The following is a 21906-nucleotide window of genomic DNA, read 5'->3' as shown; positions in this document are numbered from 1 at the left end:
GGCCTCGAGCGACCGGGAGGCGGCAGAACCCCGCCCGGTCGTGGGGGGCGGGAGCGGGGGCCGGCGCGGGAGCCGGGACCTCAGGCCTTCGGCGTGACGTACGGGATGCGGCCGCGGTCGACCGCCCGGTAGTCGAGCAGCGCAGAGCCGATGACCCCGACGAGGAGCACCACGGCGAAGACGACGCGGTCGTAGAACTCGTAGTTGCGCAGGACGGCCAGGACGATCCCGAGCAGGACGATCTTGACGAGCCAGCTGCCCAGCACGACGGCCGCCGTCGTCGTCGGGGTCGAGCGCGCGGTACGCGCCATCGCCACGATCGTCGTGCCGGAGAACACCAGCGCGATCGCGACGCCCATGAGCGCACCCCAGACACCTGCGGTACCGGCCAGGAGCGCCCCCAGCCCCACGCCCAGGACCAGGAGTCCTCCGAGCAGCAGCAGGGTGTCGCGCAGCGCGGTCCGGAACACGGCGCTGACCGCGTCGCCCACGGCGTCCGCCGAGCCCTGCGCGGGGCTCGCCGTGGGCTCCACCCCGCTCGGGCCCTGGTCGCTCGTCGGCTCGTCGGGAGTCTGCGGTGCGGGGGTCGTCATCGGGAGTGTCCTTCGGGGTGGGCGCGGAACGGATCGGTCGGGGGGTCGGTGGTGGGCGGCGTCGCCGCAGGCGCGACCGGCGAGGCACCGCTCGCCGCCGCGACGCGTCGTGGCGGGGGCGCGGACGGGATGCCCTCGGGCGCGGTGACCGCGTCGTCGTCGAGGAACCGACCACGGGTGCGCAGCGGGCCGAGCGTGAGGATCGCCGCCACGACGACGGCCACGACCAGCCCGATCGCGACGTTCTCCGCGGGCCAGCGCACGAGCGCGACCGCGCCGAACGCGAAGACCGCGGTCCACACGTACATGATGATGACCGCGCGCCGGTGCGAGTGGCCGAGCGCCAGGAGCCGGTGGTGCAGGTGGAGCCGGTCCGGGTGGAAGGGCGACTTGCCCGTCCCTACCCGGCGGACCACGGCGAGGACCATGTCGAGCAGCGGGAGCAGGATGACCGCGAGCGGCAGCAGGATCGGGATGAGCTCGCGCTGCCGGCTCGGGTCCGAGGCCATGCCGGTGTCGATGCTCCCGGTGACCACGATCACTGCGGACGCGAGCACGAGCCCGAGCACCATGGAGCCGGAGTCGCCCATGAAGATTCGGGCGGGATGGAAGTTGTGGGGCAGGAACCCGAGGCAGATGCCGACGAGGGCAGCCATGACCAGGGTCGCGAGGTTCGAGTAGTCGGTGGGGCTCGCGGCGACCGTCAGGCTGTAGGTGTAGACGAAGTAGGCGCTGCCGCCGATCGCGATGAGTCCCGCGGCCAGGCCGTCGAGCCCGTCCACGAAGTTCACGGCGTTCATCGCGACCACGATGACGAGCACCGTGACGATGAGCGAGAGCCGGGACGAGCCGATGACGAGCCCGTTGATGGGGAACGTCACGAGCTGCACGCCCTGCCACGCGACGAACAGCGCCGCGAGGACCTGACCGGCGAGCTTGGTCATCCAGTCCAGGTCCCAGATGTCGTCCGCGACGCCGAGGAGACAGACGATGAGCGCCCCGCCGACGATCGCCCACGCCCGGTCGTCGATCGCGAAGACCCCGTCGAGGAAGGGCATCTGCGAGGCGAACGTCACCGCCACGACGAGCCCAGCGGTCATCGCGAGCCCGCCGAGGCGGGCCGTGGGGATGGTGTGCACGTCGCGGTCACGGACCGCGGTGATGGCCCCCGTCCTCGCGGCGACCCAGTACGCGAGCGGCGTGAGGAGGTAGGTGACCGCCGCTGCGATCAGCAGGACGAGCAGATAGACCCTCACCCGCCGTTCGCCTCCGGGCCGCTCGCCGGCACGGTCTCGTCGGAGGGCGCGTCCTCGTCCGTCGGCAGGTCGCCGGTCCCGGCCACCTCGCCGGTCGGCTCGGCCACCTCGCCGGTCGGCTCCGCGACCTCGTCGGCGGGCTCCTCGCCAACCCCCAGGACCGGCGCGACCTCGCGGAGGCGCTCGAGCGACACGGCGCCCTCGCGCACGACCCGCAGGTGCGGCCCCGTCGCGTCGACGATGGTCGAGGCCACTCCCCCGGGCGCGGTGCCGCCGTCGAGGTAGACGGCGACCGAGTCCCTGAGCTGGACCTGGGCGTCGTCGACCTCGAGCGCGGCGGGCAGGCCCGTCGAGTTGGCGCTCGAGACCGCGAGCGGTCCCGTGCGGCGCAGCAGGGCGAGCGCGGCCGGGTGGTCGGGCATGCGCAGCGCGACGGTCCCGTGCGTCTCGCCGAGGTCCCACGCGAGCGAGGGCTGGGCGGTCAGGATGATGGTGAAGCCGCCGGGCCAGAACGCCTCGACGAGGGCGCGCGCGTCGTCGGGCACGTCGGTCGCGAGCCCGTCGAGGGTCCGCAGGTCGGGGACGAGGACGGGCGGCGGCATCTGCCGCCCGCGCCCCTTCGCGGCCAGGAGGGCCGTGACGGCCTCGGCGTCGAACGCGTCGGCCCCGATCCCGTAGACCGTGTCGGTCGGCAGGACCACGAGGCCGCCTCGCGAGACGGCGTTCACCGCCTCGTCGATCGACGGTCCCCAGGTGTTCGGGTCGGTGACGGGGTGCACAGAGCTCACGCTTCTCAGTCTTCCATGTCCGAAGGGTCCCCTGGTGCGGGGTCTGGCTCGCTCGCCGGGCGCGCGCGCCGGGCCACGACCATACGTGGTCTGCCCGTGAGGTCGCTGGCCGTCCGGATGTCCTCGAAGCCGCCGACCGCGGCGACCATGTCGCGCGCCGACCGCGCCTGCACCTCGGCGTGCTCCATGACGTAGAGGCCGCCGGGGGCCAGGAGCCGGGCGGCCGCGCGGGTCACGCCGCGAGGCACCTCGAGGCCGTCCTCGCCGAGCCCGTAGAGCGCGACCTGGGGGTCGTGCAGCGCGACCTCGGGGTCGCGCGGGACCGCGTCGGGCGGCACGTACGGCGGGTTCGAGACGACGACGTCGCACGACCCGTCGAGCTCGGCGAGCGCGGTCCGTGCGTCCCCACGCACCAGGTGCACGACGACGCCGCTCGCCTCGCGCGTCCGGGTGACGTTGCGTTCTGCCCACACGTGCGCGTCGCGGTCGAGCTCGACCGCGTGCACCCGGGCGCCCGGGACCTCGGTCGCGACGGCCAGGGCGATCGCGCCAGACCCCGTGCACAGGTCCACGACGACCGGCCCCTCGGAGCCCCGGGCGACGCCGAGAGCCTCGTCGATCGCGACCTGCGCGACCTGCTCCGTCTCGGGACGCGGCACGAAGACGCCGGGTCCCACGACGAGGTCGAGGTGCCGGAAGGGGGCGGTCCCGACGAGGTGCTGGAGCGGCACGCGCTCGGCACGGGCGTCGAGCAGACGAGCGAGCTCGTCGAGCACGGCGTGCACGGTGCGGGCGGTGCGGGCGGGCAGCAACGAGGACACGGGACGTCCCATGACCGCCGCCGAGACGACACGCTCGCGCGGGACGCCCGCGGCGTGCGCGAGCAGCAGCTCGGCGTCCACGCGGGGCGTGTCGATCCCGGCGCGGTCCAGGCGGGCCGCCGCTTCACGCACGAGGCGCGAGACGTCGTCGGGCAGGGCGTGGGCGGGGCCGTCACCTGACGGCGACGGCGAGACCACCGGGGAGGTCACGACGCCGCGGCGGCGAGGCGGGCCGCCTCGTCGGCGTCGATGGCCGAACGGATCACGGGCTCCAGGTCGCCGTCGAGCACCTGGTCCAGGTTGTACGCCTTGTAGCCCGTGCGGTGGTCCGCGATCCGGTTCTCCGGGTAGTTGTACGTCCGGATGCGCTCGGAGCGGTCGACCGTGCGCACCTGGGAGCGGCGCAGGTCGTTCGCGGCCGCCGCCTCCTCCTCCTGGCGTGCGGCCAGGAGCCGGGCACGCAGCACGCGCATGGCCTGCTCGCGGTTCTGGAGCTGGGACTTCTCGTTCTGCATCGAGACCGTGATGCCCGTGGGCAGGTGCGTGATGCGCACCGCGGAGTCCGTCGTGTTGACGGACTGACCGCCCGGGCCCGAGGACCGGTACACGTCGATGCGGAGCTCGTTCTGGTCGATCTCGATCTCGCCGGCGTCCTCGACCTCGGGGAACACGAGCACGCCCGCGGCCGAGGTGTGGATGCGGCCCTGCGACTCGGTCACGGGCACGCGCTGGACGCGGTGCACGCCGCCCTCGTACTTGAGGTTGGCCCACACTCCATCGGCAGGGTCGGTGGAGCCTGCTCGAGCCTTGACCGCGACCTGGACGTCCTTGTAGCCGCCGAGGTCGGAGTCCGTGGCCTCGATGACCTCGGTCTTCCAGCCCCGGCGCTCGGCGTAGCGCAGGTACATGCGCAGCAGGTCGCCCGCGAACAGCGCGGACTCCTCGCCGCCCTCGCCCGCCTTGATCTCGAGGATCACGTCGCGTCCGTCGTCGGGGTCGCGCGGCACGAGGACCCGGCGCAGCTTCTCGGTCGCGGCCGCGGCGGCCTCCTGGAGCGCGGGGAGCTCGGCGGCGAAGGAAGCGTCCTCTGCAGCAAGCTCGGCCGCGGCCTCGGCGTCGTCGGTCGCGTCGCGCCACGCGCGGTAGGCCGCGACGACCTGGCCCAGCTCGGCGTAGCGGCGCCCGAGCGTGCGCGCCCGGCCGGCGTCCGCGTGGACCGCGGGGTCGGCGAGCAGCGTCTCGATCTCGGCGTGCTCGGCGAGCAGGTGTTCGACGGCGGCGAAGGACTCGGTCACGAGGGTGTCCTGACGAGAGGGGTGGGTGGCTGGGGCTGTGCGGCTGACTGCGGCTGACTGCGGCTGACTGCGGCTGACGGGGCTGATCGCGGCTCGGTGCGGTGCCGCGTGGTGCCGCGTGGAGTGGCGTGGCGCGACGCGCTCGCGCCGGAAAGACGACAGCGCCGGTGGAACGGGCACGCCGCCTGCCCCTGGAGAGGTTGACGGACGCCCGGACCACCGGCGCTGGAGAGTCGCTACTTGTCGGCGGCCTTCTTGCCGTAACGAGCCTCGAAGCGGGCCACGCGGCCACCGGTGTCGAGGATCTTCTGCTTGCCCGTGTAGAACGGGTGGCAGGCCGAGCAGACGTCGGACGAGATGCGTCCGGACTTCTCGGTGCTGCGCGTGACGAACGTGGAACCGCAGGTGCAGGTCACCTCGGTCACGACGTACTCGGGGTGGATATCAGCCTTCACAGGACTCTCCTCAGTGGGGTGCCCCCGGGTCGCCTGCGGACAGCAGCCGTGAACCGGGGACGGGGAAACCAACAGGACATTGTGCCAGACGGGTCCGGCACACGAAAAATCCGTGGGCCGCTCTCTCGGGGCGAGCGGCCCACGCGCGATCAGACGGCGCGGCCGACCTCTTCGTCGTTGTTGATGCCGCCAGGTGTGGTCTTCTGCACCTGGAGCAGGAACTCGACGTTGGACTTCGTCTCCTTGAGCTTGCCGAGCAGCAGCTCGATGGCCTGCTGCTGGTCGAGCGCACCCATCACGCGGCGCAGCTTGTAGACGATGCGGAGCTCGTCCTGCGGCATGAGGATCTCCTCGCGGCGCGTACCGGACGCGTTGACGTCCACGGCCGGGAAGATGCGCTTGTCCGCGAGCGAGCGGGAGAGCCGGAGCTCCATGTTCCCGGTGCCCTTGAACTCCTCGAAGATGACCTCGTCCATCTTGGAGCCGGTCTCGACGAGCGCCGAGGCGAGGATCGTGAGCGACCCGCCGTTCTCGATGTTGCGCGCGGCGCCGAAGAAGCGCTTGGGCGGGTAGAGCGCCGAGGCGTCGACACCACCGGACAGGATGCGCCCGGAGGCCGGGGCCGCGAGGTTGTAGGCGCGCGACAGTCGCGTGAGCGAGTCGAGCAGCACGACGACGTCCTGGCCCAGCTCCACGAGACGCTTGGCGCGCTCGATCGCGAGCTCGGCGACGATCGTGTGGTCGGAGGCCGGACGGTCGAACGTCGAGGCGATGACCTCCCCCTTGACGGTGCGCTCCATGTCGGTGACCTCTTCAGGTCGCTCGTCCACGAGCACGACCATGAGGTGGACCTCAGGGTTGTTCGTCGTGATCGCGTTCGCGATCTGCTGCATGATGATCGTCTTGCCCGCCTTGGGCGGAGCGACGATCAGACCACGCTGGCCCTTGCCGATCGGGGCGACGATGTCGATCACGCGCGGCGTGAGACGACCGACCTCGCCCGTCTCCAGGCGCAGGCGCTCCTGCGGGTAGAGCGGGGTCAGCTTGTTGAACTCGGCACGGTTGCGGGCCGCCTCGGGAGACATGCCGTTGACCGAGTCGAGCCGGACCAGCGCGTTGAACTTCTGGTTGCGCGGTCCGGTCTGCTGGAACGACTCCCCGTCGCGGGGCTGACGCACCGCGCCGACGATCGCGTCACCGCGACGCAGGCCCGACTTCTTGACCTGGCCGAGCGAGACGTAGACGTCGTTCGGACCGGGCAGGTAACCGCTGGTCCGCACGAACGCGTACTGGTCGAGCACGTCGAGGATGCCGGCCACAGGCAGCAGCACGTCGTCCTCGGACACCTCGATCTCGTCGAGGCCCACGACGTCGATGTTCCCGCCACGGGTGCGGCCGCGCTTGCGGTCGCGGTCGCGGTTGCGGTCGCGCCCACGACGGCGGCGCCCGCCGCGCTCGTCGTACTCGTCCGCCTGGCGGTTGCCCTGGCCCTGCTGGTCGCGCTGGCCACCCTGCTGGTTGCCCTGGCCCTGCTGGCGCTGGCCGCCCTGGCGTTCCTGCTGGCCGTTCTGGCGCTCGACCTGGCCCTGCTGGTCGCGCTGGTCGCGCTGCTCGCGCTGGCGCTCCTGGCGTCCGTTGCCCGCTCCGGCGGCCTCGGGAGCCGACTCACGAGCGGTCTCGCCCTCGCCGCCGCGCGGGGCACCAGCGCCCCGTCCGGCGCGGCGCGAGCCACGCTCGGGAGCCGTGCCCGTCACCAGACCGACGGCGGCGGCCGCACGAGCGGCACGCTCGTCCGGGGTCTCCCCCCCGGCTGCGCGGTCGGCGTCGACGCGCGCGGCTCGGCTGCCCTGCTCCAGGAGCGGGGCGACGATGTCGGCGGCCTGGTCGGCGCGCGCGGAACGCTGGCCCCGCTCGCGGCGGGGGCGCTCGGTGCGCTCGACGTTCTCGGTCGCCGTGCGCACGGGGACCTCGACGGCCGGCTGCACGACGACCTTCTCGGCCTGGGTGTCCTTCTCCGGCGCGCGACGCGCGGCGGCGGACACCCCGGCGGTGCGCTCGGGAGCGCTCTTCTCGCCGGAGGTGGAACGGATGACGTCGACAAGATCGCTCTTGCGCATCTTGGACGTGCCCTTCACACCGAGCTGCGAGGCGAGTGCCTGCAGCTCGGGGAGGCGCAGCGTCGAGAGTGCGCCTGCACGGGCGGTGTCGGTGGTGTCTGTCACGAAGGACCCTTCCCCTCGTTTGCGCCCACTTGCTCTGTACGAGGGGTGGGCCGCGGGTGATCGACGCTCGGCACGTGACGGCCGGAACGCAGTGGAACCACGCGTCAGTGGTACGACGACGTCAGCTGACGTGGGCTGGATTGCCTTCTCGCGGGGTATGAGGCGCAGTCAGTGGTTGCTCTGCCGATGCCCGGGGACTCGGCGGAGATTCGTCGAGGAATCACCGAGGCATCATCACGAACCTGCGAAGGCTCAATGGATTCTACCATCCGTAGCCCCCCGCAGGACCAGTCCCCCCAGGGGCCGCGCCAGGGGTCGACGTCCGGTCAGCGCACCTGTCGGGGGGACGGTTCCGGGAGACCCGTCGAACCCAGGACGCGCTCCGAACGCACGCCTCCCTGGTCGATGCCTGGACGGTACGCGCGCCACTGGTCCGACCCGTGCAGCAGGTCGCGCAGCACGACGTCGGCCCGGTCACGGTCCTCGACCCTCCCCAGCAGCAGGACCGTGGGTCCCGCACCCGAGATCGTCGCTGCCAGGCCGTCGGCACGCAGCGCGCGCACGAGCTCCCACGACGCGGACATGACCCCCGCGCGATACTCCTGGTGGAGCCGGTCCTCGGTCGCGTCGAACAGGTGCTGCGGCGAACGGGTCAGCGCCTCGACGAGCAGCGCCGCACGCCCCGCGTTGAGCGCGGCGTCCGCGTGCGGCACGGTCTCCGGCAGGACGCCCCGAGCACGGCTCGTCGCGAGCCGGACGGTGGGGACCAGCACGGTCGCCTCGATGTCCGGGTGGACCTCGAGGCGCACCGCGTGCGCTCCCTCGTCCCCCTCGACCGCGCTCGTCCACGCGATGGTCGCTCCCCCGTGGATCGCGGGAGCGGCGTTGTCGGGGTGACCCTCGAACTCGGTCGCGAGCTGCAGGACCGTCGCGTCGTCCAGGGCCGCGGGGTCCGCGACCATGGCGCGCGCGGCGACGATCCCCGCCACCACCGCAGCGGCCGAGGATCCGAGGCCCCGGCCGTGCGGGATCGCGTTGGTCGCCGTCAGGTGCAGCCCCGTCTGGGGCGCGCCGACCAGGTCGAGGGCTGCGCGCAGCGCGCGCACGACCAGGTGCCGCTCGTCGCCGGGGACCTCACCGGCCCCTTCCCCCTCGACGTCGACGACCACGTCGCCGTTGCCGAGCGCGCGCACCTCGAGCACGTCGTAGCGCGCGAGGGCCAGCCCCATGGCGTCGAAGCCCGGGCCGAGGTTCGCGCTCGTCGCGGGCACACGCACGCGCACATGGTCGGCTCCGAGCTGCATCTCGCGGGACCTCTCTTCGGGAAGCTACGGGGACTTCAGGACGGAACGCTCAGCCGAGCTGGAGCGCGTCGGCGATCGAGACGACGTCGGCACTGACCCGGATCGGCGTCACGTCGGCGCCGTCGAGCGTCTTGAGCGCCCACTGCGGGTCCTTGAGCCCGTGGCCCGTGACCGTGACGACGATGCGCGCGCCCGCGGGCACGAGACCGCGCTCGGCCCGCGAGAGGATGCCCGCGACACCGGCCGCCGAGCCGGGCTCGACGAACACGCCGGCCTCGGCCGACAGGATGCGGTGCGCCGCGAGGATCTGCTCGTCGGTCACGGCCTCGATGACTCCGCCCGACTCGTCGCGCGCGGCCTCGGCCTGCGCCCAGGAGGCGGGGTTGCCGATGCGGATCGCGGTCGCGATGGTCTCGGGGTGCGTGATGGGGTGGCCCGCGACGATCGGGGCGGCACCGGCAGCCTGGAAGCCCCACATGATCGGGGTCCTCGTCGAGACGGCAGGCAGGTGCGCTCCCGGGGCGTCGGGGTCGCCGAGGCCCGCGTACTCGCGGAAGCCCTTCCAGTACGCGGTGATGTTGCCCGCGTTGCCCACGGGCAGGGCGTGGATGTCCGGGGCGTCACCCAGCGCGTCGACGATCTCGAACGCACCGGTCTTCTGCCCCTCGATGCGGTCAGGGTTGACCGAGTTCACGAGCTCGACCGGGTAGGCCTCCGCGAGCTTGCGAGCCGCGACCAGGCAGTCGTCGAAGTTGCCGTCGACCTGGAGCAGCTTGGCGCCGTGCGCGATCGCCTGGCTCAGCTTGCCCATCGCGATCTTGCCGTCCGGGACCAGGACGGCGCACACCATGCCGGCCTTGGTCGCGTACGCGGCGGCCGAGGCCGACGTGTTGCCCGTCGAGGCGCACACCACGGCCTTCGCCCCCCGGCCCGCGGCCGAGGAGATCGCCGCGGTCATGCCGCGGTCCTTGAACGACGCGGTCGGGTTCATGCCCTCGACCTTGAGGAAGACCTGCGCCCCGGTCAGGGCCGAGAGCGCGGGCGCCTCGACGAGCGGCGTGCCGCCCTCGCCGAGCGTCACGATGCGCTCGGTGACGTGGGCGGGCATGCGGTCGGCGTACTCGGCGATGATGCCTCGCCACTGGTGGGCCATCAGGCTCCCTCGACTCTCAGGACGGACGTGATCTCTCGGACGGGTTCGAGCACCGCGATCGCGTCGACCGTCGCGGCGAGCGCCGCCTCCGCTGCGGCGTGGGTCGTGATGACGAGGTGCGCTACGCCGGTCGACCCGTCGTCGGCGCCGTGCGTGTCGTCGGCCCCGGGCGCGGCGGCTTCGGAGGGCTGGCGCACGGCCTCGATCGAGACGCCCTTCGACGCCAGGACCTGGGCGACCTGCGCCAGGACACCGGGGCGGTCGTCGACCGCGAGACGGACCTGGTAGCGCGTGACCGCGGTGCTGGCCGGCAGGATCGGCAGGGCCGCGTAGGTGGACTCCTCGGGCCCCTTGCCGCCGAGCACGCGGTGGCGCGCGGCGGACACGACGTCGCCGAGCACTGCGGACGCCGTCGGCGCTCCGCCCGCACCGCGGCCGTAGAACATGAGCTCGCCCGCCGCGTCGGCCTCGACGAAGACCGCGTTGAAGGCCCCGCGCACACCCGCGAGCGGGTGCGCGACCGGCACGAGCGCCGGGTGCACGCGCACCGAGACGCCGTGCGAGCCGTCGTCGTCCGTCACGGACTCCGCGATGGCGAGCAGCTTGATGACGTGACCGGTCTGCGCGGCCCACGCGACGTCGTCGGCGGTGATTCTCGTGATGCCCTCGCGCGCGACGTCCTCGAGCGAGACGCGCGTGTGGAACGCGAGGCTCGCAAGGATCGCGGCCTTGGCCGCGGCGTCGAAGCCCTCGACGTCGGCGGTCGGGTCGGCCTCGGCGTATCCGAGGTCCTGAGCCTGGCGCACGGCGTCGTCGAACGACATGCCCGTGCTCGCCATCTGGTCCAGCACGTAGTTCGTGGTGCCGTTGACGATGCCCAGGATGCGGCGCACGCTGTCGCCCGCGAGGGACTCGCGGACGGGGCGGACGATCGGGATCGCGCCCGCGACCGCGGCCTCGAAGTAGATGTCGACGCCCGCGGTGTCCGCGGCCTTGTAGAGCGTGGGGCCGTCCTCGGCGAGGAGCGCCTTGTTCGCGGTCACGACGGCGGCGCCCGCCTCGATCGCCCGCAGCAGCAGCGCGCGGGCCGGCTCGATGCCGCCCATGACCTCGATGACGATGTCGGCGCGCGCGACGAGCCCCTCGGCGTCCTCCGTCAGGAGCGAGCGGTCGACCGACTCGGCGAGCGGCCGCGGGGCCGACGCGTCACGCACCGCGATGCCCACGAGCTCGAGCGGTGCCCCGACGCGCGAGGCCAGGTCGGCGCTCTGCTGCGTCAGCAGCCGAGCCACCTCGGACCCGACGACGCCGCACCCGAGCAGCGCGACGCGCAGCGGACCTTGCTCCTGCTGGCTGGCTCCCACGAAGCTCCTCCTCCATCACCCGGCCCGCACGGTCAGCGGTGCCGTCGTTCTCCTGGCCCTGTCGGACGCGATCACGTCGCAGGGGCCCTCGGTCCCGGCGGGCACGGCACCCTGTGCCGCACGTCCCGACCGGTCGGTCCTGAGCATGTCGATCCTCGCCCGGTTGCCCGGATCCTGGGCGCTCGTCTCAGGATACGGGTGCGCGGGCACCGGGCGGCGAGGCGCCGCCCGGGCCTGGCGGGCGTCAGCCCAGGTCGAGCGCGAGCAGGTCGTCCTCGGTCTCACGACGAACCAGGACCCTGGTCTCGCCGTCGGTCACGGCCACGACCGGGGGCCGGGGCACGTGGTTGTAGTTCGAGGCCATCGATCGCCCGTAGGCCCCCGTCGCTGCGACGGCCAGCAGGTCGCCGGCCCGCACGTCGCCCGGGAGCAGCACGTCGTGGACCACGATGTCGCCGCTCTCGCAGTGCTTGCCGACCACGCGTGCGAGCACGGGCTCGGCGTCCGAGAGCCGGTTCGCGAGCTCGGCGTGGTAGTCCGCGCCGTACAGCGCCGGGCGGATGTTGTCGCTCATGCCGCCGTCGACCGAGACGTACGTGCGCACGATCGTGCTCTCGGCCTCGCCGTCCCCGGCCGCCCCGCCGACCCGCACGGGCTTGACCGTGCCGACCGTGTAGAGCGTCAGGCCCGCGGGCCCGACGATCGCCCTGCCCGGCTCGATCGAGAAGCGCGGAAGGGGTGTGCCGAGGTCCGCCGACGAGGCGGCGACCGACGCCGCGACGTCCTTCGCGATGCGGTCCGGGTCGAGCGCGACCTCGCCCGGCAGGTACGCGATGCCGTACCCGCCGCCCAGGTCGACCTCCGGGACCAGGAAGCCCGTCCGCTCCGCGAGCGCGGCCCGCAGCTCGAGGACCTTGCGCGCCGCGACCTCGAAGCCCGACGGGTCGAGGATCTGCGAACCGATGTGCGAGTGGATGCCCAGCAGTTCCAGCTCGGGGTGCGCGAGCACCGCGAGGAGCGCGGTCATGGCCGGGCTGTCGTCGGCCTGCGCGTCCGGAGCGGTCGCGAGCGACAGACCGAACTTCTGGTCCTCGTGCGCGGTCGAGATGTACTCGTGGCCGCCCGCGTGCACACCCGTGGTCACCCGGATCATGACCGGGGCCGGCGCCCCGCCCCGCGCCCGGGACGCGGCGGCCACACGCTCGACCTCGACGAGCGAGTCGACGATGATCCGGCCCACGCCCGCCTCGAGGGCACGCGCGATCTCCGTGTCCGACTTGTTGTTCCCGTGCAGCCCGATGTGCTCACCCGGAACGCCGGCACGCAGCGCGACCGCGAGCTCGCCGCCCGTCGCGGTGTCGACGCGCAGGCCCTCGGCGTGGACCCAGCGGGCCACGGCGACCGACAGGAAGGCCTTGCCCGCGTAGTACACGTCGACGCCCGCGCCCACCTCGGCGAACGCGGCCTCGAACGCGCGGCGGTAGGACCGCGCCCGCTCGCGCAGGTCGGCCTCGTCGAGAACGTACGCCGGGGTGCCCTGAGAGGCCGCGAGCTCGCGCACGTCCACCCCCGCGACCGTGAGCGCGCCGTCGGGCCCGCGGCGCACGCCGCTCGACCACGGCTCGCCCGGCACGAAGGTGCCGGTCGACGAGAGGGCGGGCGGCGCCGTCGGGCCTGCCGACGCACTCACATGCGCTCCGGCGCGGACACGCCCAGCAGGCCGAGGCCGTTGGCGAGGACCTGACGCGTCGCGTCGTTGAGCCACAGGCGCGTGCGGTGCACGTCCGTGACCTCCTCGTCGCCCAGCGGCGTCACGCGGCACTCGTGGTACCAGGAGTGGTAGTCGCCCGCGAGCGCCTCGAGGTAGCGCGCGACGCGGTGCGGCTCGCGCAGCTCGGCGGCCTGGCCCACGACGCGGGGGAACTCGGTGAGCGCACCGAGCAGGATCGACTCGGTCTCGTGCGTCAGGAGCGACGGGTCGAACGCCTCGCTCCCGTCCTCACGGAACCGGGAGACACCGTGAGCCTGCGCGTTGCGCGCGACGTTCGCCGTGCGGGCGTGCGCGTACTGCACGTAGAAGACCGGGTTCTCGTTGGTCGCCCTGGAGAGCAGGTCGAGGTCCAGGTCGATGCTCGAGTCGGTCGAGGAGCGCGCGAGCGAGTAGCGCGCGGCGTCGACGCCCACGGCGTCGACCAGGTCCTCGAGCGTCACGACCGTCCCGGCGCGCTTGGACATGCGCACCGGCTGGCCGTCCTTGACCAGGTTGACCATCTGCCCGATGAGGATCTGCAGGTTCTTGCCCGGCTCGTCGCCGAACGCCGCGCAGACGGCCATCATGCGGCTCACGTACCCGTGGTGGTCCGCACCGAGCATGATGATGACGTCGTCGAACCCGCGCTCGCGCTTGTCGAGGTAGTACGCGATGTCGCCCGCGATGTACGCGGCCTCGCCGTCCGACTTGATGATGACGCGGTCCTTGTCGTCACCGAAGTCGGTCGTGCGCAGCCACGTCGCGCCGTCGGCCTCGAACACGTGGCCGCCCTCGCGCAGGCGCTGGACCGCGCGCTCGACCGCACCGGACTCGTGCAGCGAGTCCTCGTGGAAGTACACGTCGAAGTCGACGCCGAAGTCGTGCAGCGCGCTGCGGATCTCGTCGAACATGCGCTCGACGCCGCGCGCCCGGAAGACCTCCTGGGCCTCGTCGTCGGGCAGCGTGCGCGGGTCCGGGTCGCCCGCGGCGATCGCGTCGGCGATGACGGCCTCGGCGATGTCCGAGATGTACTGGCCGCCGTAGCCGTCCTCCGGGGCGTCCTGGCCCTTGGCGCGCGCGAGCAGCGAGCGCGCGAAGCGGTCGATCTGCGCGCCGTGGTCGTTGAAGTAGTACTCGCGCTCGACCACGGCACCCGAGGCCTGCAGCACGCGAGCCAGCGAGTCGCCGACCGCGGCCCAGCGCACGCCGCCGATGTGGATGGGGCCCGTGGGGTTCGCCGAGACGAACTCGAGGTTGATGCGCGTGCCGGCCTCGGAGTCGTTGTGCCCGTAGGTGGCGCCCTGGGCGAGGATCGTGCGCGCGAGCTCGCCCGCGGCCGCCGCGTCGAGCGTGATGTTCAGGAAGCCCGGCCCGGCGATGTCCACCGACTTGATGCCCGGGTGCGCGGCGAGGCGCCGCGCGAGGTCCTCGGCCAGGACGCGCGGGGCGACGCCGGCCTTCTTCGCGAGCTGCAGCGCGACGTTCGTGGCCCAGTCGCCGTGCTCGCGCTGGCGGGGTCGCTCGACGTGGACCGATGCGGGAACCGCGTCGGCGGGCAGGGCGAGGGTGCCGTCGGCGACGGCGGAGGCCAGGGCAGCGCTGAGCGCTTCGGAGAGCTCGTTCGGGGTCACCCGACGATTCTAGCGAGGGACGCTAGCGGTTTGTGTCGTCGCCCGCGGGCGGTGCCGCCCGCTGACCCCGGCGCGCCCACGTGTCCTCGATCATGACGGGACGGCACCCCGCGACGGCGGCGAGAAGGATCACGACGAGTGTGCCGAACAGGAAGACGAACGTGCTGTCCCACGTCCCGCTGCGGCCGTAGAGGATGCCCGCGGTCAGGGGCCCGGCCCCCGCGACGAGGTACCCGACGCCCTGCACGAACCCGGACAGCGCCACGGCCCCGGCCGAGGTGCGGCTGCGCAGGTTGATGAGCGCGAGCCCCAGCGGGAACGTCGAGGCCCCGAGCCCTGCGAGCACGACCCACACCCACGTCGCAGGACCTGCCTGACCACCCATGAGCCCGCCGTAGCCGACCGCGAGCATCGCGACGAAGACCACCACGAGGGGGTACGGGTTGCGCATCCGGGCTGCGAGCAGCGGCGTGACGATCGACATCGGCATGCCGACGAACGCGTACAGCGCCAGCGCGCTCGCCGCCGTGGGCTCCGACATCCCCGCGTCGATCAGGACGTGCGGCAGCCACGCGAACATGACATAGGTGTTGAGCGAGTTGAGCCCGAACATCCCCGCGATGCCCCAGGCGAGCGGGCTTCGCCATGCACGTCCCTCGTGGCGGTGCCGCCCGTCGAGGCCCGCGGTGTGCTCGGGCGAGTGCTCGAGCACCGACGCGAGCTCGGCGCGGGCCCGGGCCGAGCGGGCGATGACCACGGTCCACGGCACGGCCGCGAGCAGGCCCACGAGAGCCCAGCCGCCCAGGGCCGGACGCCAGCCCAGCGACGAGGCGATGCCCACCACGAGCAGGGGCGGGATCGCGGTGCTCAGCGAGAGCGTCACGGTGTACGCCGCGGTCACGGCCCCGATCCGGTCGGGGAAGTACCGCTTGACCAGGGGCGGGAGCAGCACGTTGCCCATGCCCATGCCCGCGAGCGCCACCGCGGTCCACAGCAGGAAGGACGGGGCCGTGCTCGACAGCGAGCGCAGGATCTCACCGACCGAGCTCACGAGCAGCGCGGCGACGAGGGTCGGCTCGAGCCCGAACCGGCGCGACAGGACCGGGACGAGCGAGCCGAAGACCGCGAACGCGATGACCGGGACCGTGCCCAGCAGACCCGCGACCTGGTCGCTCAGGTCGATGTCGGTCCGGACCACGTCCAGGATCGGGGAGACCGAGGCGACCGCGATCCGCAGGTTGAACGCCGCGAGGACGATCCCGGCAAGGACGACGAACCGCCCGTGCCACGGGCGGAGGGCGTTGTCGGGGGTGCTGTCGGGGGTCGAGCTCGAGTCCTGGCGATCCACTCCAGGAGGGTACGCATCCGTTTCCCGGGGCACCCGTCACGGAGGGGGTTCCGGGCTGGTGAGTCCGGTCACCCTGCCACCACGGGTCCAGGCGTCCCGGACGACTCTCGGCAGGTGGGAGCACGAACCCGCCGGAGACTGGTAGTCTCGTGCACCGTGCCGGGTGCTCGTCAGAGCGAACGCATGTTGCCCTCGTAGCTCAGTGGATAGAGCGTCTGCCTCCGGAGCAGAAGGTCGTAGGTTCGAGTCCTATCGAGGGCACCACGGACCAAGCCCCTGGACCCCTCGGTCCAGGGGTTTCGTCGTGCCCGGGACCCGTCACGTGGTCCGGGCCTCCCCCGCACACGTGTAGCGTCCGCACTACTGGGCCACCGTGGTCTCGTTGACGGGACAAGCGTGACGACAGCATCGAACGACACCATCCTCGGCCTCCTCGGGAGGTCGCGGAAGCCCGACGAGCGCAGGCTCCCCCTCCACCCCGACCACCTCGAGCGCATCGCCCCCGAGCTCCGGTCGCGGATCGTCGTCGAGCACGGGTACGGCGAGCGCTTCGGGGTGAGCGACGAGCAGATCGCGCCCTGGGTCCGCTCCCTGGGCACCCGCGCCGAGGTCATCGCGGCCGCCGGCGTGATCCTGCTGCCCAAGCCCCAGCTCGAGGACCTGCGCGACCTGCGCACGGGCCAGACCCTGTGGGGCTGGCCGCACTGCGTCCAGGACCGGGACCTGACCCAGCTCGCGATCGACAAGCGGCTCACGCTCGTCGCGTTCGAGGCCATGCACCACTGGGCGGCGGACGGCGGGTTCGGCCTGCACGTCTTCCACAAGAACAACGAGATGGCCGGCTACTCCTCGGTGCTGCACGCGCTCGAGCTGTGCGGGTCGACGGGCGACTACGGCAGGCGTCTGACCGCCGTGGTCATCGGTTTCGGCGCCACCGCCCGCGGAGCCGTCACGGCTCTCAACGCGCACGGCGTGCACGACGTCCGCGTGCTCACCAACCGCCGGGTCGCCGCGGTCGCGGCACCGATCCACTCGGCGCAGATCGTGCAGTTCGACCACGACGACGCGCCGTACCTCAGCGAGGTCATCACCGACGAGGGCCGCCTCCCGCTCGCCCCGTTCCTCGCCGAGAGCGACATCGTCGTCAACTGCACCCTCCAGGACCCGAACGCTCCCCTGCTCTACCTGCGCACGTCGGACCTGGGAGCGTTCCGTCCGGGCAGCCTGATCGTCGACGTGTCGTGCGACGACGGCATGGCGTTCGACTGGGCGCGCTCGACCACGTTCGCCGACCCCCTGGTCACGGTCGGCAAGAACATCAACTACTACGCGGTGGACCACAGCCCCTCGTACCTGTGGAACTCGGCGACGTGGGAGATCAGCTCGGCGGTCCTGCCGTTCCTCCCGGCGGTCATGGCGGGCCCGGCAGGCTGGGAGGCGAACGAGACGGTCCGCCGTGCGGTCGAGGTGCGCGACGGGGTCGTCCTCAACCCCGCTGTGCTCGAGTTCCAGCACCGCGAGGCCGCGTACCCGCACCATCCGGTCCCGGCCCTGCCGTGAGCGACCGCGTACGGTATGTCCTATGACGGACGGTGGTAACGGAGACTTCGAGTTCGAGCGTCGCTTCCTCGTGAAGGACGTCCCGGTCGACCTGCTCGACGCGCCCGCGCTCATCGTGCAGAGCTACTTCCTGGCGGAGGACGGCTACGCGCTGCGCCTGCGCGCCCAGGCGAGCGCGACGGCCGGCGAGCTCGGCGCAGCGACCTCTCCCCTGAGCGTCCTGGACCGGTACGCGTTCGACTTCTGCGCCTTGACGGTCAAGGGCCCGCAGGTGGGCGGGACACGGTACGAGGCCGAGCGTGAGATCGACGTCAACGTCGGGGTCGAGATGATCCGCCGTGGGGGCGGCCGCATCGTCAAGACCCGCTACTCGGCGTGGCTCGGGGCGGACGGCTGGGTCATCGACGTGTTCGGGGGCGCGAACCACCCGCTCGTGATCGCGGAGTGCGAGCGGTCCGGCCCGGTCGTGGACCTCCAGATCCCGGCGTTCTGCGTCACCGAGATCACCGACGACCGTCGTTTCTCGAACGACTCGCTCTCGCACACCCCGTACTCGGCGTGGGCCGGGTCGTTCGCCGCGGAGCTCGCGGTCTCCGGTCCGCGCTTCCGCCAGGACTTCGGGCACAACGCCCACCTGCCCGGGGAGTAGCCCGGGCAGGGCCCCGGCCGGCGCGGGCGGGCGCGGCTCGGGTAGGCCGCGCCCGTGGCGCTCAGGCCCCGTCGCCCACGAGGCGCGGGCCGTCCACGACGTCACGGTCTCCCGCGACGGGGGCGACCCCCAGGCTGCGCGCGTAGTAGACCCACGGGAACCACGTCCCGATCCGCTCCCACCCGTCGGCCTCGAGCCCGAACCTGCTCGCCCCCAGGACGTAGACGCGCTTGTGCTCCCACTGCGTCGTGGTGCGCACGAGCCGGTGGAAGCCTGCCCCGAAGCCCGTCGAGCGCCAGCCCTTGCGCCCGTAGGCCTCGAGCGCGGCCATCTCGGTCACGGCCGTGACGGGAGACAGGATCCGGGTGTCGCCGACCTCCGCGCCCCCGACGAGGTCCTGGACCGTGCCCGGCGCCCCCGGTCCGACCGGCCGGCCGAAGCGCTGCTGCGCGGCCTGCCGCGAGGTCCCGAGGGTCGTGCCGATCGCCTCCCAGCTGTGCCCTGCCGAGCGCGCCGACGACACGGCCGTCGCGAGCAGCGACTCGGCCGAGGTGGCGGCCCGTGCGGTGAGCGCGACGAGCTCGAGGTGTGCGCCGGGGTCGGTCGCGATGCGGTCGCCGATGCCGGGGTCGGCAGCGGTCACGGCTTCCGCGAGCAGGTCGTCGAGCGTCCGGCCGTCGTCGCGCGGCTCGAGGCTCCCCCAGGCGGGTGCGTCGCTCACGGTGCGCGCCTCTCCTCGACGACCGACGCCGGAGCACCGGTCGCGAGGGCGGCGGACAGGTCGGTCACGGGAGAACCTCGGGTAGCCATGCGTCAACCTTGGCTTGACGACCAGTGGATGTCAAGAGCCTGTTGACATCCACTGGTGCGGCCCGCACCCGGTGGGGAACACGCCGTCGGGCACGCCTCCCGCGCCGTCCCGGCCGACCCGACGGAGAATGCAGGACATGGACGAGGCAGTCGTACTTCTGGTCATCACCGGCGCTCTGGCCGTCACGGCCGCCGCCCGCCACTGGGACCTGCCCGCTCCCCTCGTGCTCGTCACCGTGGGCCTGGGCGTCTCGCTGATCCCGGCCGTCCCTCACATCGAGCTCGCACCCGAGGTGCTCCTCGGCGTCATCCTGCCGCCCCTGCTCTTCTCGGCCGCCAACGGCAGCTCCTACCAGGACTTCCGGTCGTCACTGCACGCGATCGTGCGCCTCGGGGTCGGGCTCGTGATCGTCACGGCACTCGCCGTGGCATGGGTCGCGACCCTCCTGCTGCCCGACCTGCCCTTCGCCGCCGCCCTCGTCCTGGGCGCCGTCGTCGCCCCGCCCGACGCCGTCTCCGCCGCAGCGGTCGGACGCCGCCTCGGGCTGCCCCGACGGGTCATGACGCTCCTGGGCGGCGAGAGCCTCATCAACGACGCGACGTCCCTCACGCTCTACAAGGTCGCCCTCGCCGGCGTCGCCACGGGCGCGTGGGTGTGGACCGAGGGCATCAGCGTCTTCACGCTCGCCGTCGTCGTCGGCGTGGGCGTCGGCCTCGTCATGGGCATCGGGATGCACGCCGCGCGCCTGCGGCTCGCCGACCCGCTCCTGACGAGCGTCGCCGGGATCATCCTCCCGTTCGCGGCCTACTGGATCGCCGAGGAGCTCAGCGGCTCGGGCGTGCTGGCCGTCGTCGCGGCGGGCCTCTACCTGGGCCACACCGCCCCGACCGCGGGCTACGAGACCCGCCTCGTCGAGGAACCCCTGTGGGACAGCCTCGACCTGCTGCTCGAAGCCATCACGTTCGCGCTCATCGGCCTCCAGCTCAAGTTCGTCGTCGAGACCGTCGTGGACTCCGACGAAGGGCTGCGGACCGCGATCTGGGTGTCCCTCGCGGCCCTCGTCGTGACCATGGCCGTCCGTCCGCTGTACGTCTTCGGCACGGCATGGCTCGACCGCGTCCACCTGCCGGGCTCGAAACGCTCGCGCGCCGACCGGCTCGACTGGCGCGAGTCCCTCGTGGTCTCCTCGGCCGGCATGCGCGGCGTCGTGACGCTCGCCGCCGCGGCCGCCATCCCCGCGACGCTCGGCGGGGCCGAGTTCCCGGGCCGTGCGACCATCCAGCTCGCAGCCTTCACGGTCGCCATCGGGACGCTCCTGCTGCAGGGCGTGACCCTGCCGTGGGTCATCCGGCGCCTCGAGGTCGGGGGCGAGGACGAGGCCGCGAGCGACGCCGCCGAGGAAGCCCGCGTGCGCCGGCTCATGGCCGACGCGCAGGCCGAGGCCATCGCGCACGCCACCCGGCAGTGGGCGCCCGTGATCGGCGAGGAGAAGGCCGAGGCGACGCGGGCCGCCATGTCCGCCGCGATCGTCGGACGCGCCCAGGCCGCGGCGCGCCTGCTCTCGCCCGAGTCGGCGGCCGAGGAACCGGTCGAGCCGGCTCCCGTCCGTGCGCGTCCCACGGGCGGCCGGGCCTTTCCCGTGGCCAGGCCCGGCGACAGGTCGGAGGACCTGCGCCGGCTCAACGCGCTGCGCACCGACATGAACCGGGCCCAGCGCCAGGTGCTGGTCGACGAGCGCGACGCCGGGCGCCTCAACGAGGCCGTGATGCGCAGGATCCTGCGCGAGCTGGACATCGAGGCCGAGGCGCTGGCCGAGTCCTGGGTCAACCGGATCTGACGGGGTCCGTCAGGTGGGGCCGCCGAGCTCCACGACGCCCTCGGTGAACTCGAAGTGCCACGGCTCGTAGGCGCCGCCACCGCCGCGCTTGGCCCACGACGGGTTGGCCCAGCCGTAGACGCCGCCGTTCTTGTTGATCCACGAGTAGACCTCGCGGTTGCCCGTCTCGCTCGAGCACAGGTCGATCGCCAGGCCCCAGCCGTGGAACGAGGTACCCGGCTTGGCCGCGAACGCCCCGCGCGAACCCTTGAGGGAGACCTGCGACGCGATCGTGCGGTAACTCGAGACCAGGCACATGTCCCGCCCGAACGTCGACCTGAAGGCCTCGTTCATGGCCGACAGCGCGACCGCCGCATCCGGCCGCAGCGACTCCCCCGGCTGCCACAGGTCGCACAGCTCGTGGCCCGTGAGCCTGCCGTTGGCGCTCGTCGGCCTGACCGTCGGGTCGCAGTCCGGCAGCGGGGCACGCTCGACCGAACGGCTCGCGGCCTGGGCCCGACCGTCGATCTTCGGGGCCGCGGCCACGTACTCGGACGTGGGCTCGGCCGCGGTCGGGTTGTTGACGAGGTCGAGGGCGCTCGGCCCGCTCGGCCGTCCGTCCGGGCCGAACGGCGCGGCCGGACCGTCCTGCGCACCGGCCGACAGCGGCATCGCGATGGTCGCGACGGCGAGCGTCCCGAGGACCGCCATGCGAGGGGCCCAGCGCTGGTGCGAGGGGATCTCCGCCCGACGACGCCCCTTGTGCCCGGTCTCCGCCTCACGGCGAGCGCGACGGGAGTCGGAGGACTGGGACGTCGACACCGACTCCACCGGACCTCCGCTCGAAGAACCGTCCGGTCACCTCACGGTGGACGGAGCGGCACAGACGACAAGAAACACGCTGCACCTCGCAGAAAGGACGACCCTCCGGTACAGGAGGAACCGTGCGAGACGAAGCACCGGACACGATATCCGGGGGCGCCGGGGAAGCCAAGTCCCCTGTTCAACGGGCCACGGGCCGCCCCGCGCCGGACAGGGGGCGCCCCGACGGTCGGCCCCGGGAGCGGAGGCGGCACGCCCGGACCCCGGG

Annotated in this window: 18 protein-coding genes and 1 tRNA gene; 4 read left to right on the top strand and 15 right to left on the bottom strand. The window is 72.9% G+C overall.

What is annotated here, in order from left to right:
• Window positions 1–80: 80 nt before the first annotated feature.
• The 13 genes from ACFRCR_RS06350 to ACFRCR_RS06290 all read right to left on the bottom strand — a co-directional run bounded on the left by ACFRCR_RS06350 (window position 81) and on the right by ACFRCR_RS06290 (window position 15980).
• On the bottom strand, window positions 81–593 hold the full coding sequence (locus ACFRCR_RS06350) for a hypothetical protein (protein ID WP_377676180.1): 513 nt from the start codon (window positions 591–593) through the stop codon (window positions 81–83).
• Window positions 590–1849, bottom strand: a complete 1260-nt coding sequence (locus tag ACFRCR_RS06345; RefSeq protein ID WP_377676179.1) for an MraY family glycosyltransferase — start codon at window positions 1847–1849, stop codon at window positions 590–592. The genes ACFRCR_RS06350 and ACFRCR_RS06345 overlap by 4 nt, the downstream gene beginning before the upstream one ends.
• Window positions 1846–2637 carry an L-threonylcarbamoyladenylate synthase gene (locus ACFRCR_RS06340; RefSeq protein ID WP_377676178.1) on the bottom strand — a complete coding sequence of 264 codons (792 nt, stop codon included), beginning with the start codon at window positions 2635–2637 and terminating at the stop codon, window positions 1846–1848. Before ACFRCR_RS06340 ends, ACFRCR_RS06345 begins: the two co-directional genes overlap by 4 nt.
• Window positions 2638–2642: 5 nt before the next feature.
• Window positions 2643–3614: a peptide chain release factor N(5)-glutamine methyltransferase gene (gene prmC / locus ACFRCR_RS06335; RefSeq protein ID WP_377676181.1), complete on the bottom strand. Its 972-nt coding sequence runs from the start codon at window positions 3612–3614 to the stop codon at window positions 2643–2645.
• Between the two features lie 50 nt (window positions 3615–3664).
• On the bottom strand, window positions 3665–4753 hold the full coding sequence (gene prfA / locus ACFRCR_RS06330; RefSeq protein WP_377676177.1) for a peptide chain release factor 1: 1089 nt from the start codon (window positions 4751–4753) through the stop codon (window positions 3665–3667).
• 236 nt (window positions 4754–4989) lie between these two features.
• Entirely contained in the window at window positions 4990–5208 is a 219-nt protein-coding gene (rpmE, locus tag ACFRCR_RS06325; protein ID WP_030149966.1) for a 50S ribosomal protein L31, read from the bottom strand.
• A gap of 149 nt (window positions 5209–5357) precedes the next feature.
• Window positions 5358–7430, bottom strand: a complete 2073-nt coding sequence (gene rho, locus ACFRCR_RS06320) for a transcription termination factor Rho (protein WP_377676176.1) — start codon at window positions 7428–7430, stop codon at window positions 5358–5360.
• 326 nt (window positions 7431–7756) lie between these two features.
• The gene (gene thrB, locus ACFRCR_RS06315; RefSeq protein WP_377676175.1) at window positions 7757–8734 is read right to left on the bottom strand and encodes a homoserine kinase; all 978 of its coding nucleotides are present in this window, start codon (window positions 8732–8734) and stop codon (window positions 7757–7759) included.
• Between the two features lie 49 nt (window positions 8735–8783).
• The gene (gene thrC / locus ACFRCR_RS06310; RefSeq protein WP_138823514.1) at window positions 8784–9887 is read right to left on the bottom strand and encodes a threonine synthase; all 1104 of its coding nucleotides are present in this window, start codon (window positions 9885–9887) and stop codon (window positions 8784–8786) included.
• Window positions 9887–11251 carry a homoserine dehydrogenase gene (locus ACFRCR_RS06305; protein ID WP_377676174.1) on the bottom strand — a complete coding sequence of 455 codons (1365 nt, stop codon included), beginning with the start codon at window positions 11249–11251 and terminating at the stop codon, window positions 9887–9889. Before ACFRCR_RS06305 ends, thrC begins: the two co-directional genes overlap by 1 nt.
• A 244-nt stretch (window positions 11252–11495) precedes the next feature.
• Window positions 11496–12941 carry a diaminopimelate decarboxylase gene (gene lysA / locus ACFRCR_RS06300; RefSeq protein ID WP_377676173.1) on the bottom strand — a complete coding sequence of 482 codons (1446 nt, stop codon included), beginning with the start codon at window positions 12939–12941 and terminating at the stop codon, window positions 11496–11498.
• The gene (argS, locus tag ACFRCR_RS06295; protein WP_377676172.1) at window positions 12938–14632 is read right to left on the bottom strand and encodes an arginine--tRNA ligase; all 1695 of its coding nucleotides are present in this window, start codon (window positions 14630–14632) and stop codon (window positions 12938–12940) included. Before argS ends, lysA begins: the two co-directional genes overlap by 4 nt.
• Before the next feature lie 22 nt (window positions 14633–14654).
• Window positions 14655–15980 (bottom strand): CynX/NimT family MFS transporter, encoded by a 1326-nt coding sequence (locus tag ACFRCR_RS06290; protein ID WP_377676171.1) that lies wholly within the window; start codon window positions 15978–15980, stop codon window positions 14655–14657.
• A gap of 188 nt (window positions 15981–16168) precedes the next feature.
• Between ACFRCR_RS06290 and ACFRCR_RS06285 the strand changes: the two genes are divergently transcribed.
• The 3 genes from ACFRCR_RS06285 (at window position 16169) to ACFRCR_RS06275 (ending at window position 18189) form a co-directional block, all read left to right on the top strand.
• A tRNA-Arg gene (locus tag ACFRCR_RS06285) sits at window positions 16169–16244 on the top strand.
• A gap of 132 nt (window positions 16245–16376) precedes the next feature.
• A complete protein-coding gene (locus tag ACFRCR_RS06280) occupies window positions 16377–17540 on the top strand; it encodes a N(5)-(carboxyethyl)ornithine synthase (RefSeq protein ID WP_377676170.1) in 1164 nt (387 codons plus the stop codon).
• Window positions 17541–17562: 22 nt separating this feature from the next.
• Window positions 17563–18189, top strand: coding sequence for a CYTH domain-containing protein (locus ACFRCR_RS06275; RefSeq protein WP_191794123.1), 627 nt, complete (start codon window positions 17563–17565; stop codon window positions 18187–18189).
• 61 nt (window positions 18190–18250) lie between these two features.
• Here ACFRCR_RS06275 and ACFRCR_RS06270 read toward each other — a convergent pair whose 3' ends face one another.
• Window positions 18251–18910, bottom strand: a complete 660-nt coding sequence (locus ACFRCR_RS06270) for a hypothetical protein (RefSeq protein ID WP_377676169.1) — start codon at window positions 18908–18910, stop codon at window positions 18251–18253.
• 226 nt (window positions 18911–19136) lie between these two features.
• On the opposite strand from ACFRCR_RS06270, the gene ACFRCR_RS06265 reads away from it, so the two are divergent.
• Window positions 19137–20837, top strand: coding sequence for a cation:proton antiporter (locus tag ACFRCR_RS06265; RefSeq protein WP_377676168.1), 1701 nt, complete (start codon window positions 19137–19139; stop codon window positions 20835–20837).
• Between the two features lie 9 nt (window positions 20838–20846).
• On the opposite strand, the gene ACFRCR_RS06260 is transcribed toward ACFRCR_RS06265, so the two are convergent.
• Window positions 20847–21638, bottom strand: a complete 792-nt coding sequence (locus tag ACFRCR_RS06260; RefSeq protein WP_377676167.1) for a M15 family metallopeptidase — start codon at window positions 21636–21638, stop codon at window positions 20847–20849.
• Window positions 21639–21906 lie beyond the last annotated feature (268 nt).

Origin of the sequence: Oerskovia sp. NPDC056781, assembly GCF_042789955.1 — a bacterium.
GTDB lineage: Bacteria > Actinomycetota > Actinomycetes > Actinomycetales > Cellulomonadaceae > Oerskovia > Oerskovia rustica.
Note: the sequence above shows the minus strand (reverse complement) of the source record. Positions and strands in the feature narration are given on the sequence as shown.

Coding starts and splice junctions, on each gene's coding strand:
- ACFRCR_RS06350 (WP_377676180.1), bottom strand. CDS start 593: ATGACGACCCCCGCACCGCAGACTCCCGACGAGCCGACGAGCGACCAG.
- thrB (WP_377676175.1), bottom strand. CDS start 8,734: ATGCAGCTCGGAGCCGACCATGTGCGCGTGCGTGTGCCCGCGACGAGC.
- thrC (WP_138823514.1), bottom strand. CDS start 9,887: ATGGCCCACCAGTGGCGAGGCATCATCGCCGAGTACGCCGACCGCATG.
- ACFRCR_RS06275 (WP_191794123.1), top strand. CDS start 17,563: ATGACGGACGGTGGTAACGGAGACTTCGAGTTCGAGCGTCGCTTCCTC.
- ACFRCR_RS06265 (WP_377676168.1), top strand. CDS start 19,137: ATGGACGAGGCAGTCGTACTTCTGGTCATCACCGGCGCTCTGGCCGTC.